At 40.5% G+C, this 11,869-nt stretch carries 9 protein-coding genes; 1 reads left to right on the plus strand and 8 read right to left on the minus strand.

Annotation, left to right across the window (positions count from 1 at the left end):
* Positions 1 to 140: 140 nt before the first annotated feature.
* From BUF13_RS04705 to BUF13_RS04740, 8 genes are all read right to left on the minus strand, one after another.
* Complete coding sequence (locus BUF13_RS04705; protein WP_073570560.1) at positions 141 to 1,748, minus strand: hypothetical protein; 1,608 nt, start codon at positions 1,746 to 1,748, stop codon at positions 141 to 143.
* A complete protein-coding gene (locus tag BUF13_RS04710) occupies positions 1,742 to 3,925 on the minus strand; it encodes a hypothetical protein (protein WP_073570561.1) in 2,184 nt (727 codons plus the stop codon). Before BUF13_RS04710 ends, BUF13_RS04705 begins: the two co-directional genes overlap by 7 nt.
* Positions 3,922 to 5,061, minus strand: coding sequence for a BatA domain-containing protein (locus tag BUF13_RS04715; RefSeq protein ID WP_073570562.1), 1,140 nt, complete (start codon positions 5,059 to 5,061; stop codon positions 3,922 to 3,924). The genes BUF13_RS04710 and BUF13_RS04715 overlap by 4 nt, the downstream gene beginning before the upstream one ends.
* Positions 5,061 to 5,927, minus strand: a complete 867-nt coding sequence (locus BUF13_RS04720) for a DUF58 domain-containing protein (protein ID WP_073570563.1) — start codon at positions 5,925 to 5,927, stop codon at positions 5,061 to 5,063. The genes BUF13_RS04715 and BUF13_RS04720 overlap by 1 nt, the downstream gene beginning before the upstream one ends.
* On the minus strand, positions 5,917 to 6,909 hold the full coding sequence (locus BUF13_RS04725) for an AAA family ATPase (RefSeq protein ID WP_073570564.1): 993 nt from the start codon (positions 6,907 to 6,909) through the stop codon (positions 5,917 to 5,919). The genes BUF13_RS04720 and BUF13_RS04725 overlap by 11 nt, the downstream gene beginning before the upstream one ends.
* 7 nt (positions 6,910 to 6,916) lie before the next feature.
* Entirely contained in the window at positions 6,917 to 7,537 is a 621-nt protein-coding gene (locus tag BUF13_RS04730) for a DUF4159 domain-containing protein (protein ID WP_073570565.1), read from the minus strand.
* 165 nt (positions 7,538 to 7,702) lie between these two features.
* Positions 7,703 to 9,019 carry a TldD/PmbA family protein gene (locus BUF13_RS04735; RefSeq protein WP_073570566.1) on the minus strand — a complete coding sequence of 439 codons (1,317 nt, stop codon included), beginning with the start codon at positions 9,017 to 9,019 and terminating at the stop codon, positions 7,703 to 7,705.
* A 15-nt stretch (positions 9,020 to 9,034) separates the two neighbouring features.
* Complete coding sequence (locus tag BUF13_RS04740; RefSeq protein WP_073570854.1) at positions 9,035 to 10,678, minus strand: TldD/PmbA family protein; 1,644 nt, start codon at positions 10,676 to 10,678, stop codon at positions 9,035 to 9,037.
* A 404-nt stretch (positions 10,679 to 11,082) separates the two neighbouring features.
* On the opposite strand from BUF13_RS04740, the gene BUF13_RS04745 reads away from it, so the two are divergent.
* A complete protein-coding gene (locus BUF13_RS04745; RefSeq protein ID WP_073570567.1) occupies positions 11,083 to 11,796 on the plus strand; it encodes a hypothetical protein in 714 nt (237 codons plus the stop codon).
* Positions 11,797 to 11,869: the final 73 nt, after the last annotated feature.

The raw sequence follows: 11,869 nt of genomic DNA on the forward strand, positions 1-11,869 counted from the left end.
TACCACAGAGGAAACAGAGGATCCAGAATTTGAAATTTGATATTTAAGGTTTCAGATTTCAAAATTCCTCATAACAAGATTGTTCTTGAGACTCGAACAAAGTCGGGCATTGAGAATTGATTATTGAGGCTTGCTTATTGTCAATTCAACTTAGGTTCCAGCCACATCCCTCCTAAAAACAACAACATCCCAATCAGTCCAATCCAAGGCGATAAAGGCTTTTTGATCTGTTGAGAAGAACCGACTTGATTTGGATTGCTAGCTTGAATCTGATGAACTCGATTCGCAACATGCATCAAAGGCAGTTCAGAAGGCTCATAGCTATAAAATGCAAAATCCCGATCTCCTTTCACCCAGCCAGATTCGGATGTCTGAAACTCTCCTTCAGCTAAAAATGGATTAATTGCACTCTTCCGGAGATAGATTGTATCCTCTCCTCCCAGCCAATAGTTTGGCAGGCTATCCTGATCCATCAACCTAATCCCTTGATTTACTCCAAGCAAAACAGGAGCTTCTAGCTGAATGGAATTGGATTCATCAGGTTCCAATTTCCCTAAAAGCTCGGACCAGATTTGCTCATATTCTGCCTCATTCCCTTCTAACATCAATGGAAAGCTTTCCTGAATAAAACTGATGGCCACCTTCACTCCTCCTATTTCTTGAATTGCAATTGCTCCTTCTTGGATTAATTCCTGACCTGACATTTCCTTCCATTGGAAAGGCAAAGCTTCTATTCCCGAACTGAGTTGTCTTGAAATCTCGGAACTGATTTTTTCAACTTGAAAACCTGTTCCAAACAGCCTATTTACTTGAGAAGCCACAGAAGCCGGATCTGAAACATTCAAAACAACCAGAGAACCCTTCCCATCTTTCACCCAATCCTGAATGGCTTTTTTACTGAGTTGGCTCGGATCAACCAATTGGATTTCCAAAGAGTCAGAATCGGGACCACTTTGCAAAAATGTTTGTCTTGAAAGCTGAATTTGCTCGGTTACGGTTTCTCCTTTTCCCCTCAACCAATTACTCAAGGTTCGAATTTCCGCTCCCGGGAAACCAACCTGAAAATGGTATTTCTTAGGCTGTGGGGCTTGAGTAAAAAAGCGGATCTGAGTGAGTGTATCTAGATCAAGGATCAGAGGTAAAGAGATTTTACCAACTCCAGCGGGAAGGAATTCAACAGCTCCGGAATTCCAGCCTTTTTGTAAAAGAACAGTATCCGAAATACTTCCTACCTGAAGATTAGATTCCTCTTGGGGAGAATAAATGGAATAGTTTAGTCTTTGGGTTTCTCCTTTACGAATGGCTCCTTTCCAATGGATAGACTTGATTTGAGTTTTATTTTGAGGAATAAGCCACTCAAAATCCAAATCCTTGAATTGATACAAGTGATCCAATTCGAAATCATCACCCAACAAATAGACTTTTTCAGTTCCTTTCTGGTATTGATCCAATCTTCTGGTTTTTTGGATGGCTAAACTGTCTTTCCAGAAATTCAATTGATCGCGGTCTACTGAGCCGGAATAGACCAAAATAGCATCATCTCCTGCCTCTTTCAGTCGGTTTGGTGCCAAAACAATCCAGGAAAGACTCAACCAAAAGCCTAGAAACAATAAGCCTTTGGCAAGTAGTCTTGAGCTCGAGACTCCTTTTTTCCAATAGAAATTCAAAGGAAGCAAACCTGCAATCAACAGGATCAAGAGAATCGAAATGGCAATTGGCCATGAAACAATTGGGTCCAATTCTACCATGATTGACTGTTTTTCTGGAATGCCTTTTTCAATTCTTGGGTGGAGAGGTATGAAGTGCCGACCGACTTATAATTCTTAGCAAATGGGTAGAGCTTTTCTTTCAAAATATTCCTCCCTTTTTCATTCAATTTTCCAGCTTCCAATTCCTGTAAATGCAAGAGCAAATCCCAATCCTGCAATCCACTGTTTTGCATTCGCTCTGTCCATAATTTGCCCAGTTCCTGAACATTGGATTTCTCCTCAGAGTCCAATCCATCCTGTACCAAATATCCTAAAACCAAAGAAGCCAAAGGCTCTATTCGCTTTTCCAATTCTGCCAATTCCTTCTGAATTCCAGATTCCAATTCTTCCAGATCACCCGTCAATCTCTTTTCTTCCTCTTTGATTGGTGGAGGATCATAACCGGTTTTCTTAATATAGACTCTTGACTTTTGCTGTACGGTTTTCAAGAACTCCAGAGCTTTGTATTGATATGGAAGTGATTCTTCAGGTTCAAATAATCTCAAATGCAATTCAGCCTGCCACATTTGTTCTAAGGCAGATTTCAAGGCCCCTCTTGTGCTTTGTTCGAAGTAGGTGTTCATTTCCTCCGAGTCATGGGCATGCATATAATCACTCAAAAGGCTTTCGATTCCGCCTCCCTGGGACTCTTCCTCCTCTTCATGGGCATGCTTTTCTTCATGAACTTCCGCTGGTTTGAAGTCCGGATTATGCTCCCCTTCCTGATCATGCAAGTGCATATAGCTACTGAGCAAATCTCCTTCTTCACCCTCCATACTCGCTCCTCCGGCATCCGATTCAAACTCCTCACCCATATACTGACCATAGCGAAGTCTCAAGAGCTTTTGATCATACCCGATCTCATTGGAAGTGTAATTGAAATCTTGGGTGGGCTTCGTTTTTCTTTCGGCAATTAGCTTTTCTGTATCGATGATAATCTGTCTTTGACTCCTGAAATATTCCGGCAAAACATTAATCGCCATCCCTTCCATAGCAGCATCTGAATCATCCGATTGATCAAAATACTTGATGAAAAACGTGTCAGTTCTGGATGAATTGGCTTCTGGAGCTTTATTGTCAGTAGCCAACCAATAGTAGTATAATTCATCGCCGGGCTGAAACTCCAATTGGGAAACGTCCAGAATAAAGTTGGTCTGCTTGGATTGAAATACCTTAGTCTCAACAGGAAAGCGCATTTCCCGAAACTTCACATTTTCACCTTTCCCCCGGGCCATAGTCGCAACGAGGACAACTTCGGTCACACGAAAATCATCAGAGATTTGGGCTCCTAAATTGAGCTTGGGATTATTTCCTGGGAAAAAGAATTTATAGGTTTCCTTTTCGGCAGGAATGATTTGAGGGCTTTGATCCTCAATAGCTTCAATGGAATAAAAATCCGATTCAAATACGGCATTTTCACCTGAGAAAGCCTGAATGGAATAAATACCGGAACTCACCAGATTCTCCTGTAGTAAATAACGACCTTCCCTTTTGGAAAATGGAAGTTTTTCACCCAAAGAATTGACGATAAATACTTCCGTATTTTCTGTATTTTGAAAACCAAGTTCCCAGGTTATTTGAGAGCCTTTCAGAGCTTTGATTTCCAAAGATTCCTGAGATTTCAGGGGAATTCCCGTATAGGAAGGAAATTGGATTTTCACCGAACTAGTACTCAAAACAACTTCCTTTTCGGCGATAGAATCGCTTGTTACAGAAATAACATTCTCAATTAAAGACTCTTTGGTTTCGGCGTTAAAATCCGCTTCACGTATCAGATAAAGTAAAATTGTAATCAAAATCAAAGCTATTGCATAAGGCAAAAGCCCTTTTTGAAAAACGAGAATTCGATTGGGAATTTGTTTGGAAATCCTTTCCAATTGCAAACGCTCGACCAAGCTTGGATTCTCCTTTTCCAATAGCTCAAGGCTAAATTCCAAATTCCCTGAATGTTGATGGATAAGTTGCAAAGCTTCTTTTCTATGGCTTTTGAATACGCCTAGGTAAAATGCAGCAAGAATAGCTATAGGGCCAGAAAATATAGCTTTTAGCCAAGTATTGTCTGGAAGAATTGCATTCATGACTAAAGACCATGTGATCCCAATCAATAATGCTTTTGCTATCAGATTGAACCAAATCTGCCATTCTACTGAAACGATATGTTTTTGCAAGCTTTTCACAGGTTCTTTTGATAGGCTAAATAACGTTCAGAAATAAACACAAGGACTAACAGGATCAAGATGATCTCTGAGCTTTTTGCTTCTTTGGCTTTTCCAAAATCAGGGATTTTCTGAAACTTCCTTGCCCATTGGCTTTGAGTGATTTCAATTGGATTTTCGATAGAAGTATTTTCCAAAATCCTCTCCAAAATCATCTCCGGCAGGATTCCTTTTTCCACAAGTTCGTCATAGGAAAGTCCGGAAGCACCTGAAATCAATTGTAGTTTACCCTTACCATTATCCTCGAGACTTGTTGCCAAAACCCAAGGTGAGGATTGATTTTCCATAGAGTTTGAAAAGATCAAACCTGCTTGAGTCGAATCCGACTCTTCATAGGCCAAATGATAAACTTCCTCAATGGCATTCAATGCAGCAAGAATAGATTCCTTTTCCTTTTCGACACTTGGCGAAAGGTAGACTTTGAGAGGACTTTCCAGCACAATTTGTGTATTCCCTTTTTCTTCGCGGATCTGTAAAACACCTTCTTGACTCAAAGTCAAATAACCAGCAGAATCCAAAGTAATCGACTTCCCTACTCCAATAAAAGCTTTGTTTTCAGACAAATGGATGGTCGGAACTTGAGGCAGCCACAATGATTCTCGAGGAAATTTATTGGACACTGAAGGAAGATAGAGATGAACTGAATCCAATTCCTCAGACAATTCATCCAAATAACTTTGAAGGTTCTCTAACTCGATTTCAGGAGAGTTTCCTTCGAGTTCTGGAAGACCATCTGCCAACCAAAATACATCTTCCCCTCTTTCGCTTGCCTGCTCCAATTCAAATCTGAATTCTGATTCCAAGTCTTGACCAGGAATTACCAAATGAACGATTTCATTACCCATCACCTGATTTTTTCCTTCCCACCATATTCCTGCAACTAACAAGACCAACAAAACCCAAAGGACTATTCTCAGTAACAAAAGCCACCATTCCTGAATTTGAAGAGACCTATTGGATTGTGATTCCTTAGGATTCAACCAAGCTGAAGCAGCCCAGGCAATCACTTTTCCTTTTCGACCATTCCAAAGATGAATCAGGATCGGAACTCCAATCCCAAGCAAGGCCCATAGGAATTTTGACTGCACCCACTCCATCAGGAAAGCTGTTTTCGGTTTAAGATAGAGCGTAGAACTTCGGTCAATGGCTCATTCATAGATACTCGAAGCAAGTGAACTTTGGGTAGCTCCAGCTTTTCATCCAACTGATTCAGATAAGCTTGAAAGTTCTTTCGAAAGGTTTCCTGAACAGATTTTCCATCCTGAACCAGTTCCTGACCGGATTCCAAATCCCGAAATATGAAGTTTCCATCCAATTGAAAGTTCAATTCCTGCTCACCCAACACTTGAACCAAAACCAATTCTTTTCTCGGATGGCGGAATTGCTGAACTAGGTATTCCCACTCATTTTCTTTTTGCAAAAAGTCAGAAACCCAGATAATCAATTCCCTATTCCTTCCCTGAACCATTCCTTCAGGAATGTATTCCAAAGGCCAATCCCCAGATGCTTTTTCATCTTCCAGGTAATACAGTATTCGTTGAAAGCTCTTGGGAGTCGGAGATACTTTTTGGTTGATTTTCCCCTCTGACAGAGTATAATAACTCATAGAATCTCCCTGCAAATAACCTATGTAAGCCAATGAAGCCAATAGGTTTTTGGCATAATCGAGACGGGAAAATCCACCCTCCTCATAATTCATAGAACCAGAAAGGTCCAACATCATTCTAATATGCAGATTACTTTCTGTGGTAGATTCTTTTACCATGTATTTTCCGGATCGGGAGAAATACTTCCAATCGATCCTCTTGAGATCATCTCCGGGCTGATAATGCCGGTATTGTTCAAACTCACTCCCCACACCAATCCGGATACCAGAATGGATGCCTAGTCTCAACTGCTCAGAAACCAAGCGAGCCGACAAGCGAAGATCTTTGAGTTTGATGATCTCTAGATTATTTGGCATGAACCGGTACGAGTTCTACGATTTTGGAAATGATGTAATCGGTATCCAATTGCTCGGCTTCCGCTCGGAAATGCAAGGAAATCCGATGTCTCAAGACAGGATAAATCAAGGTCTGAATATCCTCAGGAATCACCGAATATCTTCCTTTGATAATGGCACGTGCTTTTGCACACAAAACCAAAGCCTGTCCAGCCCTCGTTCCAGCTCCCCATTCCACATAGGTTTTTACCTCAGGAATAGTCGTATTTTCCAATCTAGTGGCCCGAATCAATCGAGTGATATAATTCAACAGCCCAGAGTCCAAATGGACCTCTCGGGTCAATTGCTGTAATTGCTGAACTTCCTCGCCTGAAAGAACTTTCTCAGGAGAAGCCTTATAAGTTCCTGTAGTCTTTTCCAAAACTTCCAATTCTTCCTGCTCAGAAGGATAACCTAATTTGATATACAATAGAAAACGGTCCAATTGAGCTTCTGGAAGCGGATAAGTACCACTTTGCTCGATTGGGTTTTGGGTTGCTATGATTAAAAATGGATTGGGAAGTTTGTAGTTTTTCCCTCCATAGGTCACCAACTTTTCCTGCATGGCTTCCAAAAGGGCAGCTTGGGTTTTTGGAGGAGTTCTGTTGATCTCATCCGCCAAGACCATATTTGCGAAAATAGGTCCATGATTGAACTGAAAAAATTTCTTTCCTGTACTGTGATCTTCTTCTAGAATCTCTGTACCCAGAATATCTCCCGGCATCAGGTCCGGTGTAAATTGAATCCTTTTGAAACTCAATTCCATCACCTCTGAAATGGTTTTCACCATCAAGGTTTTTGCAAGGCCAGGAACACCTTCCAATAAACAATGTCCTCCCGCCAACAAGGTAATAATCACCTCATCCAGGACTTCCTCCTGTCCGACAATGACTTTGGCAATTTCTTTTTTCAGCAATGGAATCTTATCCACCAGTTGCTGATATTGAGTTAGTTCTGTTTCCAAGGTTGGTCTAGGTTAAGGCATATACAATGATATTCACTCCAAATCGAGTGTTATCAATTTTATTGAATCGTTTGTTTCGAAAATCATAATCCCACTCGCAGCCATAGTCTTTATTGCTGTAAAGGACTCCGATTCTCCCATTGATTTCGATGGCTTTGAGATAATCATGAACTAGGTCATCTCCCCAACCATTCAACTCAAAGGAAGTTGCTGGTGGACCGTCTTCAAAATCAAAAAAGCATCTATACAGGTAATGATCATTGGGGATTTTTTTTAACTCCCCTTCCCCAAAGGTTCGTGTCATTTCTTCTTCAAATGACTTGGCAAATAAGCCATCAATATCATGGTTACAGTCATCTACAAATACAAATCCTCCCTGCTCCACATAGGTTTTGAAAACCTTTCGTTCTTCTTGGGAAAACTCCACCAATTTATGTCCACTGAGGTAGCAAAATGGGCTTTTGTAAATCTCCTCACTACTCAGCTCAATCACTCGCTCCTTTTCATCCACAGGTATGGTAGTATACTCCACCAAGCTATGAAGCAAGTTGGAAGGCATACGCTGATCTGTGTCCCAGTTTCCTGAGTTGTATTTGATTCGGGTGAAAAAGAAGTTGGTAGCTTTCATAATAGGGATCTGTCACCCTGAGTGGAGCTGAAGGGTCCTCGACTCCGCTCGGACTGACACGATATATAAACTCAATTTTAATCAACGAATCCACAGACCAGAATTGAGCAAATCCCTAAATCATTAAGAATCTGTCGACAATGGTCTGTGGACTATTGACTAATCTTAAACTGCGTCAGACAAACTGGTGAAGGTAAAGTCTCTGATTTTCATCGGAGGCACCATATTTCCGTTTGTTCTTTCCGGCTTACCCATCGCCTCAATGTTGTTCAACATGATGATCGGGCTTTCATTGAATCGGAAGTTTTTCACAGGGAATTTGATCTGTCCATTTTCAATGTAGAAAGTTCCGTCACGAGTCAAACCTGTATACAATAGGGTTTGAGGATCTACAGATCTGATATACCAGAAACGAGTAACCAAAACACCTCTTTCCGTATTTCGAATCATATCCAAAAGCGATTCATCACCACCTTCGAAGATCATTCCTCTTGGTCTTGGAACAGGTTGAACACCTTGTTTCTCTGCCCAATAGCGAGAGTAGTACATGTTTTTCACCACTCCATTTTCGACCCAAGTGGTCTTTTCCATAGGAAGTCCATCTCCCGACCATGGTGCGGAAGGAATATCCGGATGATTAGGATCAGAATAGATGTTGACTCTTTCGTCAAACAGCTTTTCACCCAACTTGGTACCACCTCCCCTTTTGCTTAGGAAGCTTCTACCTTCATCTGCATTTCTAGCATCCATTCCAAAAGCCATCAATCTTAGCAAGTCATTGGCTGCCATTGGCTCCAATATCACTGTATATTTTCCAGGCTCAATTGCCTGTGCATTCACAGAGGCTTTCGCTTTTTGAACAGCGATATTGGTCACAGGACCTGATTTCAATAGATTTACATCATTAAAATCTTTCCCTGCATATCCAGAACCTGTTCCATCTGCAGTTCTTACAGTAACTGTAAAGTCAACTGAAGTGGATTGATTGTAACCAAACAGACCTTTGCTATTGCCCGTGGCGACAAAGCCTGAGAAATCCTCCAAATAACCAGCAGCTGTCAAATTATTTTCTTCACATGGCTTGATAGAATCTATCGCCACCTGAGCTCTGTAATCTGGATCAATAGCATCCGTGGAAGACACAAAAGTTTTGGACTCTCCATAGTTCTGAGGACCTAGCATTGGCATGTATTCAGGATTTTCTGGAGCTAACATTGCGATCTCCTCCGCTCGAGCCACCGCTTTTTTCAAGGATTCATCATCCAATTCATTGATAGTGGTAGAGCCTGATTTTTTCCCATAAACAGAAGTGATGCTCAATCCAATTTCATTGGTCTCACCACTGGTATTTACTGTATTTCTAGCATATCGAATATTTCCTGTTCGTCCACCTCTAATGGAGACTTCCGTTTCATCTGCTTTTGCAAAAGACAATACCTTGTCGATAATTGCCTTCGCTTCTTCTTTCGTTAGTATAGCCATGATGTTGATTTAGAATTAAATGGATCTACCTGTGTTGATTACATTGACACCGTCAAAACGAGTAGTCGAACTACCGTGAGACACTGCAGAAGCCTGAGATGGCTGACCTTTTCCATCGAAGAAGGTTCCAAAAAGCTTATAATCATCTTTATCACAAACTGCAGAACATGAGTTCCAGAATTCCTGCGTATTAGACTGATAAGCCACATCTTCAAGCATTCCTGCGATTTCTCCATTTTTGATTTCGTAGAATACCTGACCTCCAAACTGGAAGTTATATCTCTGTTGATCAATTGAATAAGAACCTCTACCCAAAATGTAAATCCCTTTTTCAATATCCTTAATCATATCATGAGGATTCAATTTTTCAGGACCTGGCTTCAAAGAAACATTGGCCATTCTTTGGAACTGAACAGAACTCCAGTTATCTGCATAGCAGCAGCCATGAGATTCTTTTTCACCGATGATTTTCGCCTGATCTCTGATTGCTTGGTAATTCACCAAAACTCCATCTTTGATCAAATCCCATTCTTTGGTTTTCACACCTTCATCATCCCATCCAACATAGCCCAATGAATTTGGCTGAATCTTATCAGCTACAATATTCACCTTGTCAGATCCATATTTGAAATCTTTGCTTTCCCATTTATCCAAGGTTGCAAAACTGGTTCCCGCATAATTGGCTTCATATCCCAATACACGATCCAATTCCAATGGGTGCCCAACTGATTCGTGAATGGTCAAGCCCAAATGGTCTGGATCCAACATCAAATCGTATTTCCCTGGCATTACAGATTTTGCAGACAGCTTTTCTTTTGCATGATTGGCAGCAGCAATTGCATCTTCTACCATATCATAGCTATTTCTATAGCTGTTGAAACCAGCTGGATTCATGATTTTCTCAGACTCTAAACCATCCAAATATTCATAACCCATGCCCATCGGAGCACTTAATGCCTGACGGGAACGGAAAAGCCCTTTTTCTCTATCTACTGCAGTAACGGTGAAGTTTGGCCAGATTCTATGAACATCCTGGTCGATGTATGATCCATCCGTAGAAGCGAAATACTTCTGCTCATTCACCATGAAAAGTGCTGAGTTTACAAAAGCGGCTCCATTATCCAAAGCAGCATTATTTACAGACAGAAGCAAGTCAATTTTATCCTTAACAGGAATCTCCATGGCATTCTTTTGAATTGGAGTCTTCCAACTCACCTCTCCATAAGATTCAACCGGTGCCAATTGTACTGGTTCTTTTTGAAGTTTGGAGTTTGCTTTAGCAATCGCTACAGCAGTTTCAGCACATTTTTTAATTCCGTCAGGAGTCACATCTGAAGTTGCTGAAAAACCCCAAGTTCCATTTGCAATAACTCTAATACCAACTCCAAAGGATTCAGCATTGGTGATTCCTTGAACATTTTTCTCTCGGGTGAAAAGGAACTGTTGTAAATACCTCCCGATTCTGACATCAGTATAGGTTGCTCCAAGGGATTTGGTGGTATTTAGGGCTACATCCGCCAATAGTTTCTTTGCAGCCACATCGATGCCCGGAGACATCAATTGTTCTTCTGCGATTGGCTTACTGTGAGCTACCAAACCAGGAACCATCATGGCTCCCAAACCTAATCCCGATAGATGAATAAAATCTCTTCGTTTCAATGGCTTGTTATTTATGGTGATAGTAATTCTCTCTTTTTTAAATGTAAGATGAATATTACAGCTATTCAATGAGAATGTTATAGTGACGGTTAAATGCTTGTTTTTGGGGATATTTTTCCGTTTTGATTTAAAAAATTCATGATAACAGGGTGAAAAATCATCAAAACAAGGTTAAAAAGTGTCCGATTTTAACAAACATGGTTTATCGTGGTTAATCAAATTCTTTTATCAAGGAAAAAACTTTAATGGAAACCTAATATTTATGAGGACCACAAAAAGTAATTTAATATTTGCCTCACTTTTACTTTTGAATTCAATTTCTCAAACTCAAAAAAATGAACAGTAACCACCTGATTATTAAGTTTTAAATAATTAAATTATCATGAAATCAACATTTTAATCTCATGAAAAACTTAGCTTTTACTTTTCTTCTCCTTTTTTCAGTATCTGTTACTCTCCAAGCTCAGATAAAAAAGACGACTACTTTACCGAAAACAACATCCGTTCAGAAAATAGACACCAAAGCACTCACAAAAGCCACACAAATTCAGGCTATAGAACCAGTTCATTTAAAGAACATGCCATTCTTTGACGGGGTCCAGCCAATTGGAGGGAATGCCCCATCACTTCCAACAGTTGATAAAGATTTACTTACTATTAATGAATATCGACCTGTCGGAGCCACCCTCACTCTACCCGAAATCTCCCCTGCACCAGCCAATGTAAATGGAGATTTATCCGCTAGAGAAAATTATATGGGGTCACAGGCCTACCTGACTTTCATAGGAGCTGATGTAGATCCCAGAGCCAATAAAGTAGATTGCAAATGCGGCAATGGACTCACCTATGTCATAGTCAATTTTCTAGCTGAAGAAGGCAAGCGCTATTTATTGACCTATGACTTATCCAGAAAATACAGAGACCGAAATGCAAGGGTTGGGGTTTTCACCAATAATTTCCTTCAAAACTTTGTGATCGATCAAGAAAATGAAATCGTGGATATAGTGGTAAGACCCAATGCATCTGGCATGGTTCAGATGTGGATGCAATGTACTGACCCGAATAATGACACAACTCCTTGGGTATTTAATAAGGTAACCATTCAAAAGGTAGATTAGCATTTAAATCCTATTCAAAATTCATTCAAGCCGGAAAAACCCGGCTTTATCTATTTTAAATCCTTCCTTTTAT

It is taken from the genome of Algoriphagus zhangzhouensis (genome assembly GCF_900148515.1).
Taxonomy (GTDB): Bacteria; Bacteroidota; Bacteroidia; order Cytophagales; family Cyclobacteriaceae; genus Algoriphagus; species Algoriphagus zhangzhouensis.

Coding starts and splice junctions, on each gene's coding strand:
- BUF13_RS04705 (WP_073570560.1), bottom strand. CDS start 1,748: ATGGTAGAATTGGACCCAATTGTTTCATGGCCAATTGCCATTTCGATT.
- BUF13_RS04715 (WP_073570562.1), bottom strand. CDS start 5,061: ATGGAGTGGGTGCAGTCAAAATTCCTATGGGCCTTGCTTGGGATTGGA.
- BUF13_RS04720 (WP_073570563.1), bottom strand. CDS start 5,927: ATGCCAAATAATCTAGAGATCATCAAACTCAAAGATCTTCGCTTGTCG.
- BUF13_RS04730 (WP_073570565.1), bottom strand. CDS start 7,537: ATGAAAGCTACCAACTTCTTTTTCACCCGAATCAAATACAACTCAGGA.
- BUF13_RS04735 (WP_073570566.1), bottom strand. CDS start 9,019: ATGGCTATACTAACGAAAGAAGAAGCGAAGGCAATTATCGACAAGGTA.
- BUF13_RS04745 (WP_073570567.1), top strand. CDS start 11,083: ATGAAAAACTTAGCTTTTACTTTTCTTCTCCTTTTTTCAGTATCTGTT.